At 51.5% G+C, this 20559-nt stretch carries 19 protein-coding genes; 12 read left to right on the top strand and 7 right to left on the bottom strand.

Annotated features, from left to right (window positions below):
- Nucleotides 1-40 precede the first annotated feature (40 nt).
- Genes PKI34_06420 through PKI34_06410 form a run of 3 tightly spaced genes read right to left on the bottom strand, consistent with a single transcriptional unit; the run spans nucleotide 41 to nucleotide 3359 of the window.
- Nucleotides 41-1456, bottom strand: a complete 1416-nt coding sequence (locus PKI34_06420) for a sugar transferase (protein ID HNS17437.1) — start codon at nucleotides 1454-1456, stop codon at nucleotides 41-43.
- Nucleotides 1457-1464: 8 nt separating this feature from the next.
- Entirely contained in the window at nucleotides 1465-2376 is a 912-nt protein-coding gene (locus PKI34_06415; GenBank protein ID HNS17436.1) for a hypothetical protein, read from the bottom strand.
- Nucleotides 2373-3359 (bottom strand): Gfo/Idh/MocA family oxidoreductase, encoded by a 987-nt coding sequence (locus PKI34_06410; protein HNS17435.1) that lies wholly within the window; start codon nucleotides 3357-3359, stop codon nucleotides 2373-2375. The genes PKI34_06415 and PKI34_06410 overlap by 4 nt, the downstream gene beginning before the upstream one ends.
- An 80-nt stretch (nucleotides 3360-3439) precedes the next feature.
- Between PKI34_06410 and PKI34_06405 the strand changes: the two genes are divergently transcribed.
- The gene (locus PKI34_06405; GenBank protein HNS17434.1) at nucleotides 3440-4108 is read left to right on the top strand and encodes a protein-L-isoaspartate(D-aspartate) O-methyltransferase; all 669 of its coding nucleotides are present in this window, start codon (nucleotides 3440-3442) and stop codon (nucleotides 4106-4108) included.
- 44 nt (nucleotides 4109-4152) lie between these two features.
- Here the strand turns inward: PKI34_06405 and PKI34_06400 are convergent, their stop codons facing one another.
- The gene (locus PKI34_06400; protein HNS17433.1) at nucleotides 4153-7095 is read right to left on the bottom strand and encodes a glycoside hydrolase family 3 N-terminal domain-containing protein; all 2943 of its coding nucleotides are present in this window, start codon (nucleotides 7093-7095) and stop codon (nucleotides 4153-4155) included.
- Between the two features lie 186 nt (nucleotides 7096-7281).
- Between PKI34_06400 and PKI34_06395 the strand changes: the two genes are divergently transcribed.
- The 4 genes from PKI34_06395 to PKI34_06380 are packed head-to-tail and all read left to right on the top strand — an operon-like array spanning nucleotide 7282 to nucleotide 10303.
- Nucleotides 7282-8676 (top strand): VWA domain-containing protein, encoded by a 1395-nt coding sequence (locus PKI34_06395; GenBank protein HNS17432.1) that lies wholly within the window; start codon nucleotides 7282-7284, stop codon nucleotides 8674-8676.
- A 2-nt stretch (nucleotides 8677-8678) separates the two neighbouring features.
- Nucleotides 8679-9218: an RNA polymerase sigma factor gene (locus PKI34_06390; GenBank protein ID HNS17431.1), complete on the top strand. Its 540-nt coding sequence runs from the start codon at nucleotides 8679-8681 to the stop codon at nucleotides 9216-9218.
- Between the two features lie 17 nt (nucleotides 9219-9235).
- The gene (locus tag PKI34_06385; protein ID HNS17430.1) at nucleotides 9236-9775 is read left to right on the top strand and encodes a hypothetical protein; all 540 of its coding nucleotides are present in this window, start codon (nucleotides 9236-9238) and stop codon (nucleotides 9773-9775) included.
- Nucleotides 9776-9802: 27 nt separating this feature from the next.
- Entirely contained in the window at nucleotides 9803-10303 is a 501-nt protein-coding gene (locus PKI34_06380; GenBank protein HNS17429.1) for a hypothetical protein, read from the top strand.
- 6 nt (nucleotides 10304-10309) lie between these two features.
- Here the strand turns inward: PKI34_06380 and PKI34_06375 are convergent, their stop codons facing one another.
- Nucleotides 10310-10870, bottom strand: coding sequence for a hypothetical protein (locus PKI34_06375; protein ID HNS17428.1), 561 nt, complete (start codon nucleotides 10868-10870; stop codon nucleotides 10310-10312).
- Nucleotides 10871-11007: 137 nt separating this feature from the next.
- Between PKI34_06375 and pnuC the strand changes: the two genes are divergently transcribed.
- Nucleotides 11008-11619 carry a nicotinamide riboside transporter PnuC gene (gene pnuC / locus PKI34_06370; GenBank protein HNS17427.1) on the top strand — a complete coding sequence of 204 codons (612 nt, stop codon included), beginning with the start codon at nucleotides 11008-11010 and terminating at the stop codon, nucleotides 11617-11619.
- The gene (locus PKI34_06365) at nucleotides 11616-12128 is read left to right on the top strand and encodes an ATP-binding protein (protein ID HNS17426.1); all 513 of its coding nucleotides are present in this window, start codon (nucleotides 11616-11618) and stop codon (nucleotides 12126-12128) included. Before pnuC ends, PKI34_06365 begins: the two co-directional genes overlap by 4 nt.
- A gap of 11 nt (nucleotides 12129-12139) precedes the next feature.
- On the opposite strand, the gene PKI34_06360 is transcribed toward PKI34_06365, so the two are convergent.
- Entirely contained in the window at nucleotides 12140-13786 is a 1647-nt protein-coding gene (locus PKI34_06360; GenBank protein HNS17425.1) for a UDP binding domain-containing protein, read from the bottom strand.
- A 128-nt stretch (nucleotides 13787-13914) separates the two neighbouring features.
- Between PKI34_06360 and PKI34_06355 the strand changes: the two genes are divergently transcribed.
- A complete protein-coding gene (locus PKI34_06355) occupies nucleotides 13915-15114 on the top strand; it encodes an aspartate aminotransferase family protein (GenBank protein HNS17424.1) in 1200 nt (399 codons plus the stop codon).
- 546 nt (nucleotides 15115-15660) lie between these two features.
- Entirely contained in the window at nucleotides 15661-16137 is a 477-nt protein-coding gene (locus tag PKI34_06350; protein ID HNS17423.1) for a nucleoside deaminase, read from the top strand.
- A 51-nt stretch (nucleotides 16138-16188) separates the two neighbouring features.
- On the opposite strand, the gene PKI34_06345 is transcribed toward PKI34_06350, so the two are convergent.
- A complete protein-coding gene (locus PKI34_06345) occupies nucleotides 16189-17772 on the bottom strand; it encodes an amidohydrolase (GenBank protein HNS17422.1) in 1584 nt (527 codons plus the stop codon).
- Nucleotides 17773-17953: 181 nt separating this feature from the next.
- On the opposite strand from PKI34_06345, the gene PKI34_06340 reads away from it, so the two are divergent.
- From PKI34_06340 to mutL, 3 genes are read left to right on the top strand one after another with little or no spacing between them, the layout of a single operon-like run.
- Nucleotides 17954-18508, top strand: a complete 555-nt coding sequence (locus PKI34_06340) for a hypothetical protein (protein HNS17421.1) — start codon at nucleotides 17954-17956, stop codon at nucleotides 18506-18508.
- 3 nt (nucleotides 18509-18511) lie between these two features.
- Nucleotides 18512-18781: a hypothetical protein gene (locus PKI34_06335; protein HNS17420.1), complete on the top strand. Its 270-nt coding sequence runs from the start codon at nucleotides 18512-18514 to the stop codon at nucleotides 18779-18781.
- Complete coding sequence (mutL, locus tag PKI34_06330) at nucleotides 18781-20547, top strand: DNA mismatch repair endonuclease MutL (GenBank protein ID HNS17419.1); 1767 nt, start codon at nucleotides 18781-18783, stop codon at nucleotides 20545-20547. The genes PKI34_06335 and mutL overlap by 1 nt, the downstream gene beginning before the upstream one ends.
- The last annotated feature ends 12 nt before the right edge of the window (nucleotides 20548-20559 follow it).

The following is a 20559-nucleotide window of genomic DNA, read 5'->3' as shown; positions in this document are numbered from 1 at the left end:
CTCATCTCTCCTCTCTCCTTTCTCCTTTCTCCTCTCAGAATCATTTCCCCCTACCCTGAATTACGATCATTACTGTGTAAATCAGTATCTTAAGGTCCGTTGCGATGGACATGTTTTCGATGTAAAGGATGTCGTATTTGAGTCGTTCGATCATCTGTTCTACGTTTTCCGCGTATCCGTACTTCACCTGCCCCCAGGAGGTTATGCCGGGTTTTACCTTGTGAAGCACGCGGTAATGAGGGGCGCGCTTCACGATCTGGTCAATGAAGAACTGCCTTTCAGGCCGCGGCCCCACCAGACTCATATCACCGATGAGCACGGAATAGAACTGGGGAATCTCATCCAGGCGAACCTTGCGCATGAACTTGCCAAAGGATGTGATACGGGAATCGGATTTCGATGAAAGCATGGGAGTACCCTTTTCTGCATCGCGTAACATTGAACGAAACTTATGCATGCGAAATGGTTTGCCATGCAACCCGATCCGCTCCTGAGAATAAATGATGGGACCAGGAGAGGAAAGCAGGACACCTATGGCCGTAAAAATGTAAAGAGGGCAGAGCAGCGTCATCGCCAAAAGTGCCACTGCAATATCCATGATCCGTTTGATCGACACCTGCCAGGCGGGCATAAGCTCCGTGGTAACCTGAATCAGCGGAGCGCCCCAGATGGCCGAGGTCTTGACAAATCCCATCAGAATGTCACGCATATCCGGGATGATCTTGATAATGACCCCGGTTTCCCCCAGCAGGGAAATGATGTCATCCACACTGTCCTTTTCAGAACGTTCATTGGCAATGATCACCTCCTCAATCTTATTTTGCCGGATAATTTCCCTGAGATCCCCTATGTCACCCATACAGGGTAGGATGCCCGTCAGATGGTCGGGTTTGTCACCGGAGATCCGAACAAATCCGTTGAACCTGTTACCGCTTGATTTTACCTGGTTCTCCACGTCGTGGTAGATATTCACCGCATTCTTCCTGCTCCCAATGAGAAGGGTATTGAACCCGATCTTCTTGTTATGGATCCTGCGTACCGTTATGGTCGTCAGGATCAGCCGGAAAAAATACGTCAAGCAGAAATGCAGCCCGTACAACACCAGAAAAGATTGGTAATAGGTCCGGTAGGAAATGATCAAATCGTCGAGGATGAAGGCAAAAAAGATGCAAATGGCCCCCACCAGCGTGGTCAGCAAGGTCTGACCGAGTTCGTGCAACCGTGATTTTCTGTAAACATCCTTGTAGGCGCCGCTGAGAATGTACAGGATCAGCCAGAAAAGCGGTATGATGACAATACCCAGGTAAAAATTCGGATCCGAAAAAATAAGGTCAGGTTCCTTAAAAACATACGCATAAAATGAATATTTTCTGTAAATAAAGAATAAGCTCCATGCCAGGACTGCTGCAATGAAATCAGCAATCACATATTTTGCAACCTGTGCTTTCTTGCTCATCGTCTCCCCTATTTATGGATCAGTTTCACATTATCGATCAGGATCAGCGACGCCTGCAGCTCATCCGGTTTTTGGGCTGAAAAAAATACATTAAAGCTAATAGCCGTCGTATACGTACTGACAGCATTTCTCAGGCTGACATAGATCTTTTTCCACTCGTCGGTCTCATTCAGGATAACGACAGGAGCCAGGGTGGATTCCGTCAGAAAATTGACCATCAGCCCAACCACAACTTCCGTATTGGTCCTGAAGTCCATCTCAAGGTAGACTTCGGTGCCCTGACCGGGAAGATCAAAGGCCTGGGAGGAGTAACCTTCGTAAAAGAACCGCTCGCTGTCCAGCGAAACCTTTCCGGAGTACTCCTGCTCAAAGACTTCCCCGGGTTGAGAGGTGACGGTCAATGCCGTATCGCTCCTGCTTGAGCTTTGGACCGACACAGTGGCGTCCTCAAAATCTTCGAGCCAGACGAATGAGCAGAAATCAGCATATTTAAAAGAAGGCCGTATGTCAAGAATACTGTCCCTGACCAGATTGACCTGTGTCCTGAAATCCGTATAAAACGGGTACTCGCCCCTGGTTTCGGCGATTCCGTTCACCTTGATCCCTGCCCGGATCAGGAGTGTCCAGGCCCCCTCTTTCAGCACGGGGAATGTTACCGGTAGTTCAAAGGCACCGATGAATTCCTGTTTTGTCTGGTCTTCAACATAAACCCAGATATCGGTGATCTGGTGCGACAGCGAACCATGCAGGTATTGATTCGAAGGATCGGGAAGCAACACAACCTCGTTGACGCTTATATATGAAGGAATGAGCGAATCATCATCCTGGTTACAGGACACCAGCCAGGGGGTTGTTGCTGCAAAGATCGCCACGCAAAGGGCTCTGAATGAAGCCGTTGATGAAATTCTTGTCCTGTTCATAGGCTGATGGAGGCGTGGTTGATCTTATCCATGATCCGGTGTGCGATCTCAAGTGCGTTGTAACCATCAATGATGGTCACAGGAGGAGGGGTGTCATTGATAATGGAAAGTGCAAATGTTTCCAGTTCGTACCGGATAGCATTGACCGGTTTGATTTCCGGTTTTTCAATCAGCAACTCCCTTGAGCCCCTGTCAGCACCCAGGTCGATCACCATGGCCAGGGGATGGGTGTTTGCGGGGTCCATATCCCTCATGCGGATGATCTCCAGTGATTGTTCCAGAAAGTCAACCGAGATATAGGCATCACGCTGAAAGAAGCGTGATTTTCGCATTTTCTTCATGGAAATCCGGCTGGCCGTAAGATTGGCCACACATCCGTTGTCAAACTCCAGCCGCGCGTTGGCGATGTCGGGCGTGTCGCTTAAAATGGGCACTCCGCTGGCACTGATCTTTTGCACGTTCGACCTCACGACGCTCAAAACAATGTCAATGTCGTGGATCATCAGATCCAGAACCACGGGTACGTCCGTACCCCTGGGATTGAAAGGTGAAAGCCGGTGTGTTTCGATGAACATAGGGCTCTGGATGAATGGGCGGGCCGCCAGGAAAGCAGGATTGAAGCGTTCAACGTGACCCACCTGCACTTTGACATTGGCCTCCCGGGCTATTTTGATCAGCTCCATGGCTTCCCACGGAGTGGTCACGACCGGTTTTTCAATGAAAACATGTTTGGATTGCTTCAGCGCCAGGGAAGCACACTGAAAATGACTGACCGTGGGCGTGACAATGTCAATGACATCCGACTGCGCGATCAATTCCTCCAGCGACATATACGGCTTAACTTGAAACTCCCCGGCAACTTCTTTCGCATTCGACTCATCCGGGTCATAAAATCCCAGCAGATCATACTTATCAATCTCACGGATACACTTCAGGTGGATCTTCCCAAGATGTCCGGCACCCAGAACACCAATCTTCAGCATGTTTATAATTTTTTACAAATGTACCTTTTTGCTCCTTGAAATTAGTAAATTCGCCCAAAAAATGTCAATCCTGCCCGGTTATGATCGATTCCTTCAAGCACCAGGGACTGCGCAAACAACTGATCGAACTTATTCGGCGCAAGGGAATACGTGATGAAAGAGTGCTGCAGGCCATGGAAAGCGTCCCCCGTCATTTTTTCTTTGATTCCTCTTTTCACTCCTTTGCCTATGATGATAAACCGTTCCCCATCGGTGCAGGGCAGACGATCTCTCAACCCTATACCGTAGCCTTCCAGACCGAATTACTCGACGTCCGCAAAGGAGACAAAATACTGGAAATTGGTACCGGTTCGGGTTACCAGGCCTGGATCCTGTCAAAAATGGGGGGACGTGTTTATTCCATCGAACGCATCAAGAGCCTGTACCTGAAAACCAAGGCCTTCCTGCCAACCATCGGCTGTACGCATGTCAAGGTCTTTTATGGTGACGGCTATAAAGGTTTGCCGGCCTATGCTCCTTTCAATAAGATACTGATCACCGCCGCAGCCCCCTATGTTCCCGACGCTCTCATCACTCAGCTCACCGTCGGCGGGATCCTGGTCCTGCCCCTGGGAAACTCCGATGTGCAGATCATGACAAGGATCATCAAGGCTCCCGATGGCAGTTACAAAACGGAAGACCACGGATATTTCAGGTTCGTGCCGCTGCTGGAGGATAAGGAGGATGACCAGGGGAACCTTTACAACTAGGCATTCAACTTATTTTTCACCGCTGAGGCACAAAGGCACAAAAATCATTGATCCTTCCTGGGAAGAGAATGGTAAAAGAGCTCGTGAATCCCTGTACGTAACTGTTGATCAATCAGTTTGTTGTTGGAGATATCAGGATACACGCGGTTTGACAGGAATACATAGGCCAGGTTATTCTCAGGATCAGCCCAGATATAGGTACCGGTGAATCCTGAATGGCCAAAACTACTATCCGAAGTGCTCGGGCACGCCGGACCGTTTGTAAGCCTGTCAGTTTCCGGTTTATCGAATCCAAGTCCCCGCCTGTTATTGTTCAAAGGGAACTGATAACGGGTGAATTCCTCGATGACCTCCGCATCAAGGTATCTTTTCCCTCCGTACTCGCCTTTCTGAAGAAGCATCTGAAGGATGACAGCCAGGTCACTGGCATTGGAAAACAATCCTGCGTGGCCCGAAACGCCACCCAACAGAGCCGCACCCTGATCGTGAACATCACCGTGCACCAGGCAGTGCCGGAACTCCCTGTCGAACTCGGTCGGAACGATTCGGGAGAGCGGGAACCGGTCCCTTGGACGAAAGGTCATCGTCGAAAGTTCCAGCGGCGCATAGAAATACCGGTCTACATAATCCTCAAACGGTATGTTCGTCACGTTCTCAATGATCTGGAACAGAAGATAAAAACCCAGGTCACTGTACTTGTAGCCTTGACTTTTCAGCAGGTCTGACCTGACAATCGAATCAAAGATCATATTGGAATAGTCCCTGTGGATGTAAAGTCCCTCACAGACCCGTACGGGAAACTCTTCCGAGATCGTATGGCTGAAAACGCTGGTATCGGGCAGCCCGTCCTTCAGAAGGCTTCTGTAGAACGGTATCCAGGGAACGAATTGTGCCTGGTGTGCCATCACATCACGAATGATGATCTGGCTCTTATCCGTACCCCTCAAATAGGGCAGGTACTCTCCCAGCATATGGTCAATGTCGATCTTGCCCTCCTGGTAGAGTTTCATGACCGCCAGGGTCGTTGCCAGAGGTTTGGTCAGTGAGGCAAGGTCATAAAGATCCGTCGGCTGCACCTTACGGTCGCCATCATACGTGTGGTATCCAAAACATTTGTCGTAGAACACCTTCCCGTCTTTCATCGCGAGTACCTGGCAACCGGGGAATACCTTTTCCCGGATCGCCTGTGCCAATACAGAGTCAATCCTGCGCAGCGTGTCCAGGTCAATGCCCAGTTCCTCAGGTTCAACATACGTTATCTTGCCGTTCGCAGCCGTGCTCAGTCCGGTCTGGACAGGGAATTGTCCTGAAGCAGAGACCGGCAACTTACCCCTGAACGGCAGGCTGCCAAAGATCATCTGCGCTGTGATCTCCTGTGCGGCGATTCCGTCCTGATAAGCCACAATCATACCCGAAATGTTATCGAGATCCCTGACAGAAGATAAATAGTACGGATGACCAAATACGACCAGAATGACCGGTTTTCTTTTGGTTAGGGTCTGAAGGACAGTAAGTACCTGATTAGTAAGGTTCTTGTTCCAGGCCGACAGGTTATGCAGTCCGACGATGACCGCGTCGCAGGTAGGCAGGTTGCGTATGAGCGGATCATTCAGCGAGAGAGCTGAACCTTCCGGAAGGACAAAATGTTCCACATCCGCATAGTGATCCATCATCCGTTGGAAAGCGGTGATCCTGGAAGCGCCGATGCTCAGGGAAGCCAGGTGAAGATCGCTGAGATTGTTCAGTGGAAGCATTGTATCGGGATCCCAGACAAGAGTGACCCCTTCTCTGTAAACGGCCCGTTCGATCATTACGTTCTCAGGGCCGTTCAACCGGTCGTTCAGTCCTGTGATGACTAAAGGCTGATATTGGCTGAGTCCTGCCCTGTACTTGTACTGCAGGATCTTCCTGCAGTGTCCCTCGATCATTTCCAGCGTTACCTCGCCATCCTTGAGAGCCTTCAGGATTCGGCTGATGGCCAGGGGCACATCAGCAGGCAGCACCAGCAGGTCGTTGCCTGCCTGAAGTGCCTTCAGTTCCACCTCCCCACCCGGAAAAGCGCCGGTGACACCTTTCATATCCATGGCATCTGTCAGGATCAATCCGTTAAATGTAAGAGAATTACGTAATAAGCCGGTAACGATCTTTTCAGAAAGTGTAGATGGAATCCCCGATGATGTGTCGATCTGCGGAATGGAAAGGTGGGCAACCATTGTTCCCTCCAGGCCGTGGTGTATCAGTTCGCGAAATGGGTACAATTCCACCGTATCGAGCCGCTGCCGGGTATGAGGTATGACCGGCAGGGTGTGATGCGAGTCGGAGTCCGTATCCCCGTGCCCGGGGAAGTGCTTGGCCACGGCAATGACGCCGTTGTCCTGCAGACCGTTCATATAAGCGATGCCTTTCCGCGCGACATTGGACCGGTCTTCCCCGAACGAGCGAATATGGATGACGGGATTGGCGGGGTTGTTATTGATATCCACCACCGGCGCCAGGTTCATGTGGACGCCGATGCTTTTCAGCTGCCGTGCAATTGCCGCTGCCATAAGAGCTAAGGGTTCCTCGGTGGTCATGGCGCCGAGGGTCATCTGATACGGAAAGCTGAATGTGCTGTCGAGGCGCATGCCCAGTCCCCATTCGGCATCCAGTGAGACGAGCAGCGGTATGCGGGAAATTCCCTGGTAGAAGTTGGTGAGCTGGGCCTGCCGTACCGGTCCACCCTGGAAGAAGGTCACCCCTCCGATGCCATAGTTGCGCACAAGGTCAGCGATGGCATTGATGTGATCCTGATCCCTGTTGGAATAAGCCCGTACGCTCATCATCTGTGCAACTTTTTCCCCGGGTGTCATCGTCGAAAGGACCGAATCCACCCAGTGCTGTTCCGAAGGTGATGCGAACCAGGTGGTTTGGGCGGTGGAGGACTGGGAAAGTGCCATCAGGAGTGCACTGAATAAAAGCGACAGGATGTTATGGGATCTAAGATTCATACAGGTCAGGTTTGGTGCAAAGGTAGGAAAATTTTACCCACCCCCTCGAGTCGTACCCACCCCCTCAATCCCCCTCCCTGCGGGCAGGGAGGGGGAGGAATGAAAAATTTAATACCTTCCCTGCTGCCATTCTACGAAATATTGTAATTTGCAGACCGTTATTATATTAAACCTCATTTTGCTGTGATGAAGCTGGCCCGGTATGTTCTGGTTCTTATTTTAACACTTTCGGCAATGGTGTGCTGGCCGCAGCAAACTCAGCCCGGACAGGAATTACCAAAACCCACGACCAGGATACTGTTCGTATTTGACGCTTCCCAGAGCATGTACGGGCAGTGGCAAAGCGCTGAAAAGATCAAGATCGCCCGTGAACTGATGATCCACATCCTCGACAGCCTGAGGACCACCCCGAATCTGGAGATGGCCCTGCGTGTCTACGGGCACCAGAAGCCATACCCGCCGCAGGATTGTGACGACACCAGGCTGGAGGTGCCCTTTGGGCAAAATAATGCCGGAAAGATCATCAATGTGCTGAAAACACTCATTCCAAAAGGAAGCACACCCATTGCCCGTGCACTGGAACAGACACAAAACGACTTTTACCCCTGCGATAATTGCAGGAACATCATCGTGCTGATCACCGACGGCATTGAAGAGTGCGGTGGAGATCCCTGTGCCGTTTCACAGGCTCTCCAGAAGAATGGCATCGCAATGAAACCTTTCATCATTGGCATAGGCAGGAATTTCCGGAGTGACTTTGAATGCGTGGGGACCTATTATGATGCCTCCAATGAAGAAGAATTCCAGAGTGCCCTGAACATCGTCATCTCACAGGTCCTGAATTCAACAACAGCACAGGTCAACCTGCTCGACACGCAGGGCAACCCGACGGAAACCAACGTAAACATGACCTTCTACGACCACGTTTCAGGGCAGGTGAAGTATAACTTCATCCACACCATTAACAACAAAGGTCTTCCCGATACGGTCAGAATTGACCCTTTGCTGACCTATAACCTGGTGGTCCACACGCTTCCCCCGGTCACGCTCGACAGCATCAACCTGACCCCGGGCAAACATACGATCATTGCACTGGACGCTCCGCAGGGCACACTGGATCTGCGGGTCGGAAAAAACGACCGGACGATCAAGGACCTGTACTGCATCGTGAGAAAGGCAGGAGATATGCAGACACTCAACATTCAAACTTTCGGCGTCCCATCGAACTACCTGACCGGCCTGTATGACCTGGAAGTACTTTCTCTCCCGCGCATCCACATCAAAAATGTTTCCATCAGGCAAAGTCATAACACCCAGGTGGAGATCCCACAGCCCGGCATCCTGGTCGTGTCGAAATCCGTCAATGGGTACGGAAGCCTCTATCTGGAAGACGGAAATGAGTTGAAGTGGATCTATGAACTGAAAGAAAACAAACTGCAGGAATCGCTCGTCCTGCAACCTGGAAGTTACCGGATCATCTTCCGGTCAAAGTACCTCAACCAGACACTCTACACGATCGAGAAAAAATTCAGGATCGAACCGGGGGTGACGTTGAATCTCAAGATCTACCAGGCTTACTGAGTATGACAGATACCGAGCTTCTTTCTCTTATACGCAACCAGCAAACGAGCCGCTACGGTTTTTCGCTTCTGGTGCAGCAGTACCAGAAGCAGCTGTACGGACATATCCGCCGGATGGTGATGGACCACGAGGATGCCAACGACCTGGTGCAGGAGGTCTTTATGAAAGTGTGGAAAGGGCTGGGAACGTTCAGGGAGGATTCCACCCTGTCCACTTGGTTGTACCGGATCGCCACGAATGAATGCCTTAGCTTCCTTAGGAAAAAAAGGCTGCAAACGGTGTTGCCTATGCTGGAGCCCTTCCGGCAAAAAGCCGAATCCCTGGCCGATGATCCCTTTTTTACCGGTGACCAGATCCAGCTGAAGTTGCAAAAAGCGTTGATGAAGCTTCCGCCCCGGCAACGGCTCGTGTTCAACATGCGCTATTACGATGAGATGCCGTATGAGGATATTTCGGCAATACTGAAAACATCTGTTGGTGCGCTGAAGGCCTCCTATCACATTGCTGCAAAAAAAATTGAGGATTCACTGAAAAAGGATTAAACCCCGGGGAAGATCCAATGTCTAACAAAGAAATGAAGAATTCAGAAGACAAGGCCATTTTGAGGAAAGAGGACAAGGATGAAAATCCGTATCCGCTCCTTGAAGGATTGCGCGGAAAAGATCCGTTCGCTGTCCCGGAAGGTTATTTCGACCGGCTTCCTGCTGAAATACTGGATAACATATCCGAAAAAGATGATACCGGGAGGGATGTCATCCGGACGGTCATTGAATGGAAATGGCCCTATAAGGTTGCGCTGGCCGCATCCGTGATCTTCATCGCATTTACGATCGCCTACATTGCACAGCGACCTCAACCCCTACAGCCGCTGATCAGTGAACTTCAACAGATCACCGCAAGGGAGCTGATGGAGTTCGACGGCTACCTGGTGGACCTGGACGAATCCCTGTTTGACGACTGGATCGCCCAAAAGGGAGAGCAAGTCAGCGCCGAAATGCTCTCCATGGAAGGGCTTGACGAACTGACTAGCGATGATATCGAAGAGTACCTGCTCTCTGCGTACGCACCGGAGGAATTGATGATTGAAGAACCATACTGAAACTTAACCAACAACAGATAAAATAAGATGAAACGAGCCTTTTTAACCGCAATGCCCGGCCTGTTTTGCCTGGCGTCATTCTTACTGACCGTCACCGTTGCCGGTCAGACCAGCGACAAACCCGACACCAGGCGGGAGGTCGTACAGACACACAAGATCGCATTTATGACGGACCGGCTATCCCTGACCCCGGCGGAAGCCGAGCGGTTCTGGCCGGTTTACAACGAATACCAGGACAAACGCGAAATGGTCATGAAAGAAATGTTCAAAGGTTATGACATCCGGGGCCTGGACATTGATGCGCTGACAGACGAAGAAGCAACAGAGATCGCTGATAATCAGATCATTAAATCACAGAAACTCCTGGATGTCCAGAAAGAGTATTACATTCATTTCAAGGAAGTTCTTCCGATCAAGAAAGTACTGAAATTGTACCAGGCTGAAAAGGATTTTCAGCACGAGCTGCTTCGGAAGATCCGTGAGGACCGGTCACCCAGGGTACCGCAGCAACCTGAACAGCGGTGGTAAAAGTTCCTATTGGTTCTTCTTCCACGCTTCATAATCCCCCGCCAGACTGACGGTGGTCTCATCGGGCTGTGTCACCCCGGTAGTCACCGTCATCAGGGATAATCCCTCGGGCCAGAAGACCACCGGCATAGCGTCGCCTCCGAAATCACCGTTGGAAGCAATGAAGGTCTCCGTATCGAGGAACGAACCGATGTTCAGCATAAATGGGCCGGCCGACTTGTAGCGGAACAGTTTCACCGCCGACAGGTCGTTGAATTCCATGACGAGCTTTCCGCACAGGACACCGTTTTCCACGAACAGCTGTTTATCGACGAGTACTGCATCGGGATAATCCGTTTCAATGGTCTCACCGTAGAGGTAATTGGTTAGCAGCCCTTCAAAATCTTCGCCGGAAACATCCAGGGTGTCGTCCATCACCGACATGATGTTGATGTATTTGATGGTAAGTTTCCCCGAATTCGTGCCCGTGAGCTCAAAGGTGTACTCTTTCTGTTCAACCGTAAGGCATCCGCTGAGAGTGAAAACAAGGAGTGCGATAAGCATGAGAAGAAAGCCTGTTTTTTTCATGGGGAGGAATTTAAATTAAGATTGTAATTTTGATGGATCAAAGGTAGTGAAAATTTTCAATACCTATACCCCTCCCCCGTCCCCTCCCCTGCGAGCAGTGGAGAGGTGCCGGAGCAGGGTACATTGATCAGACTTAGATGAACGATATAATCAGTGAATTGACTCAAAATATCCTCGATACCAGCTGGATCGAGTATGTTGCCGTCATCTTCGGGATCCTCAGCGTATGGTATGCCCGGAAGGAGAACATCCTGGTCTACCCTGCCGGCATCATCAATGTGCTGATCTTTGTCTACTTGTGTTACGATGCCGGCCTTTACGCCAATATGGGCATCAACGTGTTTTATTTTGGGATGAGCGTTTATGGCTGGTACGCCTGGACAAGGAAAGATGCAAATGAAAAGGTGCTTGCCATTTCACGTTGCAGCCTTCCTTATGGTGTGGTCATGATGGCCCTGCTGATCATTTTTTTCTTCCTGCTCCGGTATGTCCTGATGCACCATACGGACAGCACGGTTCCCGGCATTGATGCCTTTACCACGGCCATTTTCATCATTGGCATGTGGCTCATGGCGCGCAAGAAGGTTGAAAACTGGATTGCCTGGATCATCGGGGACGTCATTTGCATTCCACTGTACGCCCACCAGGGGCTCATCTTTTCCAGTCTTCAGTTTTTGATCTTTCTGGTCATTGCCATCCTTGGTTTCATTTCGTGGCGCCGGAAGCTACGTTCAGCAGACATCAGATGATGCGGCGCATTTCCATCACCGGTCCCGAGTCGACAGGCAAGTCGATGCTGGCGCAGCAGCTTGCCGGGCGTTATCATACAGCCTATGTACCCGAGGCAGCAAGGTCGTATCTGGCTTCACTCGGGAGGTCCTATTCCTACGATGATCTTTTGCTCATCGCACGGGAGCAATACCGTCTTGAGCAGGAGATGGCCAGGAAGGCCAACCGCTACTTGTTCTGCGACACGGATTTCATTGTGCTGAAGATATGGAGCATCGACAAGTTCCAGCGGTGTGATCCGTGGATCCAGGAGATGGTGCTGCATCACCGGTACGATCTTTACCTGCTGATGGACACCGACCTGTCGTGGGAGCCCGATCCGCAGCGCGAGGATCCCGACAGGAGGGAATTTTTATTCAGCCTGTACCAGGCGGAACTTGACAAATTGGGGGTAGATTATTACATTATTTCAGGGATGCAGGAGGAGCGCGTAAGGAATGCGGTGCGGGTGATTCCCGCTTTGCAATGACAGGCTTCCCGCTACCCTTTAAGCACTCCCCTCTTAATCCTGGCCACATGCCCCCGCCCTAACGCTTTAATTTCACAGCCAAGCTCGAAATACCGCCTGATCTGTGCATCTGTCAGAATGCCAAATCCGTCAATGACTGCCACCGGCCCACCTGCCCAGGCAACGATATCATCGGGATTAAGGTTAAGGTAATGTTTGTGCGGCACAGCGAGGATCACTGCAGCAACGCCTTTCAAGGCTTCAGGAAGGTCCTTCTGGACGGTGATGTCCTTCAGCTTTTCCTGGTTCAAAAAGAACCGCTTCCAGCTTGATCCCGATGCCGGGTATTCATCTTGCTTTTCGAGCTCAAACCAGTGGTCCACATATGGATCATGGACGCTAACCTCAGCGTTCATTTCAGTGAGCTTGCGTACCACCAGCTCGCTGCCGCTGTACCGTGTATCGCCCACATCCTGTCGATAACTGGCGCCGCAAAGCAGCACCTTCAGTCCGGCGATGTGACGGCCCATGTTGCGCAGGGCATCCCGGGTAAGACTGGCCACGTGGAGGGAACGGGTGTCGTTGATGTCAATGGCAGTTGGTGTAACCCGAAAGATCTTGTCACCATCGTCAAAACCCAGGATGTGTTCGTAGGCCCAATAGCCCAGCCCGCCGTCCTTGGGGAGACAGTAGCCTCCGATGCCGGGGCCGGGGAAGATGATGTTGCTATGGGTTGGGCGTATTTTGATCGCATTGATCACCTTGATCAGGTCAACGCCGTTGCGCTCGGCAAAGAGGCTCCACTCATTCAGGAAAGCGAGAATGGTTGCACGATAGGAATTCTCCACAATCTTGGTGGTTTCCGATTCGATGGGACGGTCCATCACCGTCAGGGGAAAGTCGCGGGTGTTGAGCACCTCACGAAGGAACTTCTCAACGCGCTGACGGGCCTCGTCATCGCAGCCTGAACAGACACGCCAGAAGTCACGGATGCTCGATACGTAATGTTTCCCTGGCATCACCCGCTCAAAGCTGTGGGCCAGCAGAGGAACGTCCTTGAGGCCCCGGTCACGGAACGCTGTCTTCAGGATGGGCCAGGCAACGAACTCGGTCGTACCGGGTGCCACGGTGGTTTCAATTAACACCAGGCAACCGGGTTGTATCTTTTTGCCGATGGTACGAATCGTGTCTTCCAGGGCGGTCATGTCGGCTTCACCGGTGCGCATGTTGCCCAGCTCCTTCTTGACGAAGTCGCACTGAACATCAACCACCACGCAGTCGGCAAACTGCAGGCAATCGTCGTTGAAGGTGGCGCTCATGGTTTTGTCATGAACGACGCAATGGTCTATCAGCACGGCCACTTCGGGATCCTCGGCCTTGACCGGAGAGATGCCTTTATTGATCATCGGGATCTTCCAGAAGGAACGCGTGCTCGGCCGCTGGCAGCCGATCACGAATTTGGTCTTACGGCCCGAAGCATCAGTGGTATTTGCCACAATGGCGGCCATCACCACGCCGACAAAGCCCAGGCCCATGACGACAACGATCTCCTTGTTATCCTCCCGGGCATCTTTGACCAGTTGTTCCAGGCGGGAGAACTCGGATTGGTAATCGGATCCGACAGGGAGAGGGAATTTTTGTCCCTCCGGAGAAACTGAATATAGTAATGTATCGTGCATAAGAAGCGATGTTGATTTTTAAGGATACGTTTTAATTTTAAAGAAGGCAACAAAAGTAAAAATTAATACAAATCATCCTGACTCCTTTAGTTTAAACGAAGATACGTATTTTTACAAAAAAGAACGCCATGATATCCCAGCGCGAACTATTTTTCCGGCACGTCGGGCTGCCTTCCCGCAGGCCTCTGGCTTTGGAGATCGAACGGGCGGAGGGCATCTACCTGTACGATACGGAGGACAGACGGTATGTCGACCTGGTTTCGGGCATATCCGTGAGCAACCTCGGTCACCGGCATCCCGTTGTCATAAGAGCCATTGAAGATCAGCTCGGAAAGTATATGCACCTGATGGTGTACGGCAAGTACATACAGTCCCCGCAGGTAAAGCTCGCCACACGGCTCGCCGACCAGCTACCTGAGGACCTGAAGACCTGCTATTTCGTCAATTCCGGCAGCGAGGCCATCGAGGGTGCCCTGAAGCTGGCCAAGCGATACACCGGCCGAACGGAGATCATTGCTTTCAGGAATGCTTACCACGGCGGCACGCAGGGAGCGCTGAGCATCCTGGGGCACGAATCGCTCAGGAACGCCTTCCGGCCTTTGCTACCCGATATCCGTATGCTGACCTACAATTCGATCACCGATCTGGACAGCATTTCGGAACGAACGGCCTGCGTGGTGGTGGAGCCCATCCAGGCCGAAGCGGGGATCATTCTTCCCGTACCCGGTTTCCTGCAGGCACTCCGGGCGGAATGCAGCCAGACGGGAGCCCTGCTGGTCTACGACGAGATCCAGATGGCTTTTGGCCGGACCGGCAAATTATTCTGCCTGGAGCACGAAGGCATCGTTCCCGACATCCTTTGCCTGGCCAAGAGCCTGGGCGGCGGGATGCCGCTGGGAGCCTTTGTTTCATCACGTGAGGTGATGCAATCCCTGTCCTGTGATCCCGAACTCGGTCACATCACCACCTTCGGCGGGCACCCGGTATGCTGCGCTGCAGCCCTGGCCAGCCTGGAGGTGCTGACATCCGGAGATCTCATCCGGCAGGCACAATCCAAAGGGGAACTTTTTTATCAGCTTTTGAACGATCATCCCCTGATAAAGGAGATACGGTTTAAGGGATTGATGATGGCGGTGGAGCTTGGTGATGAGGAAATTACGAATAAGGTTGTGCATTTGTTAGCGCAGAATGGTTTAGTCGTTGACCAGTTTCTTTTTCGCCCCGCTGCATTCCGCATCGCACCGCCTTTGATCATTGAAGAAAATCAAATCAGGGAAGTCTGTAAGGTTATTTTGGAGTGTTTGGATGAAGTTGGATCTCGATATTGAAATATTTCAATGTTTTAACATTTGTCCATTCATCTTATTCTTAGACCTCTTACTTTTCTTTGTCTTGAAACAAAGAAAAGTAACAAAAGAAAATTCAAGGCTGCTTGAAAATTGCCTGAAATCCAGTTCGTGTCGCTAAAATTCAGGAACTCACTCGCTCCGCTCGTTCAAACAGCCTGAATTTTTTAACGCTCCACTCACTGAATTTCCGGGCGGCAATTTTCAAGAGGCCGGTCCTTTTTTTCTTTTGTATTTGTATTTAAAACGGCCTTGGACTTCGCAGGCGGGGTACCCACACGGCGAAAATGACGTGGCCGAAGGGCAAATGAAAATATGTTTGAGCCCCGACTGAAAGGAGGGGCGAGTTTATTTTCATTTAGTCATTGAGCCGTATGTGGGTCGCCGAGAAGTCCAGCCTTGAATTTTCTTTTGGTACTTTTCTTTGTTCCAAGACAAAGAAAAGTACATGCTTAAAAATAAACTCTTCCCATTAATTGCAACAAAGTAAAGAAAAGCAAGTAAAAAAGGAATAGATAATTTTGCAGAATGAACGAAAAAGAAAAAACCTATATGCGCGAGGCGCTGCGCCTTGCCAAAGAAAACGTCACAACCGGTAAAGGCGGCCCGTTCGGGGCCGTCATCGTCAAGGACGGCACCATCATCGCCCGCGCCGCCAACGCCGTGGTCCGCACCAACGATCCCACGGCCCACGGCGAGATCGTCGCCATCCGCAAGGCCTGCGCCAAACTCGGCACCTTCCACCTCGACGATTGCGAGCTCTACACCAGCTGCGAGCCCTGCCCGATGTGCATGGGCGCCATTTACTGGGCGCGCATTCCGCGCGTTTACTTTGCCGCCTCAGGCGAAGACGCCCACAAAGCCGGTTTCGACGACATAGCCTTCTACGAGCAGATCGCCCTCCCCTACCCGGAACAAAAAACGGAAGTCAAACAGATCCTCCGCGATGAGGCAAGCCATATCTTCGATGAATGGAACAACTCGCAGAATAAACAGGGATACTGAAGCGCAAAGCCGAAATGAACAATCTAAGAAAGAAAGATTGCCCGCTTTGCCTCAGTCCGCAGCATACACCTCCTCACCTGCAATGAATGTCTTGAGCACCTGTGTCCTGAGGAGATCCTGCCCCGGACAGGTCGTGATATCCCTGTCCAGAACCACCATATCCGCCCATTTTCCCGGCTCAAGGCTCCCGATTTCGTTTTCCCAGAAACTTCCCCTGGCCGCCCAGATCGTCACGGACCGAAGTGCCTGCTCCCTGGTCAGTGCATTTTCCATCTGGAATCCTTCCGGGGGGTAACCCTGATGATCTTTTCGTTCGACCGACGCATAAAATGTATGGAGGGGATCAATGGATTCGATGGGAAAATCGGTGCCATTGGGCAGCCAGCCATTTTCACCCAGCAGACGCTGGTAGGCATACGCACCCTTGATCCGTTCGGCTCCGACGCGCTCTACCGCCCAGGTCATATCCGAAGTGGCATGGGTGGCCTGGATCGAAGGAATGATGGAATGCGCTCCGAACAGGGCAAAATCATCCGGATGGACGATCTGCGCGTGTTCGATCCGCCAGCGCCGGTCGTTTTTCCCCTGGAGAAAGGAAGCATAAACATTCAGCACAAACCGAACGGCCGAATCACCGATTGCATGCGTATTAACCTGATAACCACTATTATAAGCTCTCTGACACATCTCCCGGAAAAAAGCGGGGTCCGTAACCATCAATCCGGTCTTTCCGGGCGAATCCGAATACGGTTCCAGCAAACAGGCACCCCGCGAACCCAGCGCCCCGTCGGCGTACAATTTGACGGATCCGACCCGAAGCCGCTCCGTGCGATAGATCCCTCCCGGAAAATACGCCTGCAGGTTGTCCTCACCGGGACTCAGCATCGCATCCAGACGGATCATCAACCGCAGGGACTGCTGAAGGGAATCAATGAGGCCGATGATGTCTTTATCCAGTCCGGCATCCACAACGGCGGTCAACCCCGCTGCCAGACAGTTTTCCTGCGCTGCGAGCAAGGCATTGACCTGTTCCTGCTGATCCGGGGAGGGAATCACTGCTGACACCCTGTCCATCGCATTATCGATCAAAATGCCGGTCATTTTGCCGTCCTTAACCTCCACCTCACCGCCGGAAATCTTCATTTCCGGTGTAATACCTGCCCTCCGAAGCGCTTCGGAGCTTGCCAGGGCAGCGTGTCCGTCCACCCTGCGGATGTAAACGGCAACGCCCGGAAAAAGGCTGTCCAGCCGTGCGTTGTCCGGAAATTCCTTCACCGGCCAGTCATTCTGATCCCAGCCTCTCCCCTGCAGCCATTCGGAAGGATGCTCCCGGTAATGTTCCATTAGACGTTGCAAAACCTCTTCAAACGACTTCGTTCCATCCAGGTCGGCCGTGTGGAGTAATTTATGGCCATAACTGCAAAAATGGCAGTGTGCATCGATAAAGCCCGGATAGATGAACTTTCCGGTCATATCGGCCTGGTTGACCGAAACATACTGATCCAGGATTTCACGGTTCGATCCAGTGGCCAGCACCTTTCCGTTTCGGATGGCAATGCTTTCAGCGGTCGAGAATGCCGAATCAACCGTGTACAGGGTTGCGTTATGCAGGATCAGGTCAGCTTCTTTCTTCATTTCGTTGCAGGAAAAAAATAAGGGTACAAAAATTGCAAGGAGGGCCGTTCGATTCATATCCATAAATGTTGGGGATCAAAAATAGTCATTAAACCTGAACGGTGAATTTTTAATTCACGGGCAGGCATCACGATATCGTAAATGATTCCTATATTTGTTCATTCAAAAAAACAGAAAACGTATGTTCAAAAAGATCTTCACCACCCGGTTGGCAGTCATCGCAGGCATCATTCTGGCAGCGGCCCTGTTCCGTCTGGTCCCTCACTGGCCCAACTTCACGCCTGTGGCGGCCATCGCCCTTTTCGGAGGAACGTATCTCCATAAGAAATACCTTGCTTTCCTGGTGCCGCTCACAGCGTTGTTCATCAGTGATCTGATCCTTGGATTCCATCCGGTAATGGGATGGGTCTACGCTGGATTTACGGTCACCGTTGGGATCGGACTTCTGTTAAGGAGAAATGTCACCGTCCTGAACATTGCCGGTGCTTCGCTGCTTTCCTCCGTGCTGTTCTTTCTTGTAACCAACTTCGGCGCCTGGCTTGCAAGCCCCTTCTACCCGGATACGTTTGCCGGACTGATTCAATGCTACGTTGCCGGACTGGCCTTCTTCAATAACGGCAGTTACGGTATTTCATTCTTTTTGAATGAAGTGGCCGGCAGCCTTTTCTACAACACGATCCTGTTCGGAAGCCTTTACCTTTTGGGACAACGGTTTCCTGCACTGGCAAAAGGCTGACCTATGGCTTTTACATTCTTCCATACCCCAAAACCAAAGCAATTCGAGTTCAAGCCAAGGTACTATGATCCGAAGAAAGAAGAACTTGAGCAGCGCAAAAGAGCGCTGGGACTATCGGGCACGGGTGATGCGGAATCAAGGCTGAGGTCTCAGATGCAGCAAAAATGGAGAAATGACCGAAGGGAAACAAAAAGGAAGGCCAGTTCCCAGCGGCTGATCTTCTTCATCCTGCTTGCCTTCCTGTTGATTTATCTCCTTTTCATCCGGAAATAATGCCCGATATCATTCAACTGCTACCCGACGGCGTTGCCAACCAGATTGCAGCAGGGGAAGTCATCCAGCGACCGTCATCGGCCCTGAAAGAAATCCTTGAAAACAGCATTGATGCCGGCGCGACGGACATTCAGGTCATCATCCGTGATTCGGGCCGGACACTGATACAGGTGACCGATAACGGGTGCGGAATGAGTCCCACGGATGCCCGAATGTGCTTTGAACGGCACGCCACTTCGAAGATCCGGGATGCGAATGACCTGTTTGCCATTCGGACCATGGGATTCCGGGGTGAAGCCCTGGCCTCCATCGCCGCAGTCGCCCAGGTGGAACTGAAGACCAAGCGGGTGGAAGACGAAACCGGAACCTGCATCCTGATCGAAGGGTCCCGCGTGAAGGAACAGGCCCTGTGCGCGATGGGCAACGGCACCTCCGTCGCGGTGAAGAACCTGTTCTTTAATGTACCGGCCCGGCGAAAATTCCTGAAATCAGATGCAGTGGAGCTGAGGAACCTGATGGAGGAATTTCAGCGCGCTGCCATCGCACACCCGGAAATCATCCTTTCTTTCTATCAGGATAACAGGATCACCTACAGGTTGCCGGTTTCCAACCTCAAAACCAGGCTGGTCAACATTTTTGGGTCCCCTTACAATGAACGCCTTGTGCCGGTGAAGGAAGACACCGAACTGATCCGGATCGGGGGCTTCATCGGGAAGCCGCAGTTTGCCAGGAAAACCCGGGGAGAACAGTACTTTTTCGTCAACCGCCGCTATATCCGGCACCCCTATCTTCATCACGCCGTTGATGAAGCCTACGCGGAACTGATCCCCGATGAATCATTCCCTTCGTATTTCATAATGCTGGAAGTTGCTCCGGAGACCATTGATGTGAACATCCACCCCACCAAGATCGAGGTCAATTTCCTGCACCAGCAGGTGATCTATTCCGTTTTGAAGGCTGCAGTCAAAAAAGCACTGGGCATCCATAACCTCACACCATCACTCGATTTTGAACAAGAACAAAGCCTGCCGTTTACCTCCGCACCATCCGGAGGTGCGATCAAACAACCCGGGATCACCATCAACCCGGATTATAATCCTTTTAACAGGCCATCGCCGGCCGAAACGGCACCGGGCACTTTTCAAAAGCAGGACACACGTAACTGGGAGCAGCTCTATCAGCAGCAGGACCAGGAAACCGACGACATCAGAAGGACGTTGCAGATTCAGGACCAGTTCATCGTAAGCAGCATAAAATCCGGTCTGCTGGTCATGGACCAGCAGGTAGCTCACGAACGGATTCTTTTTGAGCGTTACCTGTACCTCTTTTCTCAGCAAAAAGCTGTATCCCAGCAACTTCTGTATCCCCAAACCCTGCACCTGTCACCCCAGGACTTTGAGTTGATCCATTCCCTCCTGGCCGAGATCCGGCATATTGGCTTTGAGATCAGCGAGTTTGGAAGGAACATGTTCGTGATCACCGGCGTACCGGCAGGCATGGGAAGTCAGAACATAGAAGAGCTGATTGAAGCCGTACTGGAAAATTTCAAAAAAAATAAAGACGACCTGGTACAGGATAAAAAGATTAATTTTGCTCGCTCCTTATCACGGCAGCAGGCAGTGAGGGCAGGGAAAAAACTTTCAAAGGAAGAAATGAACAATCTGATCGACGAGTTGTTTGCCTGTGATGTACCGGAGATAGGACCTGACGGGAAAAAGACCTACATCACACTGAGCTTTGATGAGCTCTCCCGGCGATTCAAATAAGAGAGACCGAAC

This window comes from Bacteroidales bacterium (assembly GCA_035342335.1).
In the GTDB taxonomy this organism is placed as follows: domain Bacteria; phylum Bacteroidota; class Bacteroidia; order Bacteroidales; family JAGONC01; genus JAGONC01.
Note: the sequence above shows the minus strand (reverse complement) of the source record. Positions and strands in the feature narration are given on the sequence as shown.

Coding starts and splice junctions, on each gene's coding strand:
- PKI34_06420 (HNS17437.1), bottom strand. CDS start 1,456: ATGAGCAAGAAAGCACAGGTTGCAAAATATGTGATTGCTGATTTCATT.
- PKI34_06415 (HNS17436.1), bottom strand. CDS start 2,376: ATGAACAGGACAAGAATTTCATCAACGGCTTCATTCAGAGCCCTTTGC.
- PKI34_06410 (HNS17435.1), bottom strand. CDS start 3,359: ATGCTGAAGATTGGTGTTCTGGGTGCCGGACATCTTGGGAAGATCCAC.
- PKI34_06405 (HNS17434.1), top strand. CDS start 3,440: ATGATCGATTCCTTCAAGCACCAGGGACTGCGCAAACAACTGATCGAA.
- PKI34_06400 (HNS17433.1), bottom strand. CDS start 7,095: ATGAATCTTAGATCCCATAACATCCTGTCGCTTTTATTCAGTGCACTC.
- PKI34_06395 (HNS17432.1), top strand. CDS start 7,282: ATGAAGCTGGCCCGGTATGTTCTGGTTCTTATTTTAACACTTTCGGCA.
- PKI34_06390 (HNS17431.1), top strand. CDS start 8,679: ATGACAGATACCGAGCTTCTTTCTCTTATACGCAACCAGCAAACGAGC.
- PKI34_06385 (HNS17430.1), top strand. CDS start 9,236: ATGTCTAACAAAGAAATGAAGAATTCAGAAGACAAGGCCATTTTGAGG.
- PKI34_06380 (HNS17429.1), top strand. CDS start 9,803: ATGAAACGAGCCTTTTTAACCGCAATGCCCGGCCTGTTTTGCCTGGCG.
- PKI34_06375 (HNS17428.1), bottom strand. CDS start 10,870: ATGAAAAAAACAGGCTTTCTTCTCATGCTTATCGCACTCCTTGTTTTC.
- pnuC (HNS17427.1), top strand. CDS start 11,008: ATGAACGATATAATCAGTGAATTGACTCAAAATATCCTCGATACCAGC.
- PKI34_06365 (HNS17426.1), top strand. CDS start 11,616: ATGATGCGGCGCATTTCCATCACCGGTCCCGAGTCGACAGGCAAGTCG.
- PKI34_06360 (HNS17425.1), bottom strand. CDS start 13,786: ATGCACGATACATTACTATATTCAGTTTCTCCGGAGGGACAAAAATTC.
- PKI34_06355 (HNS17424.1), top strand. CDS start 13,915: ATGATATCCCAGCGCGAACTATTTTTCCGGCACGTCGGGCTGCCTTCC.
- PKI34_06350 (HNS17423.1), top strand. CDS start 15,661: ATGAACGAAAAAGAAAAAACCTATATGCGCGAGGCGCTGCGCCTTGCC.
- PKI34_06345 (HNS17422.1), bottom strand. CDS start 17,772: ATGAAGAAAGAAGCTGACCTGATCCTGCATAACGCAACCCTGTACACG.
- PKI34_06340 (HNS17421.1), top strand. CDS start 17,954: ATGTTCAAAAAGATCTTCACCACCCGGTTGGCAGTCATCGCAGGCATC.
- PKI34_06335 (HNS17420.1), top strand. CDS start 18,512: ATGGCTTTTACATTCTTCCATACCCCAAAACCAAAGCAATTCGAGTTC.
- mutL (HNS17419.1), top strand. CDS start 18,781: ATGCCCGATATCATTCAACTGCTACCCGACGGCGTTGCCAACCAGATT.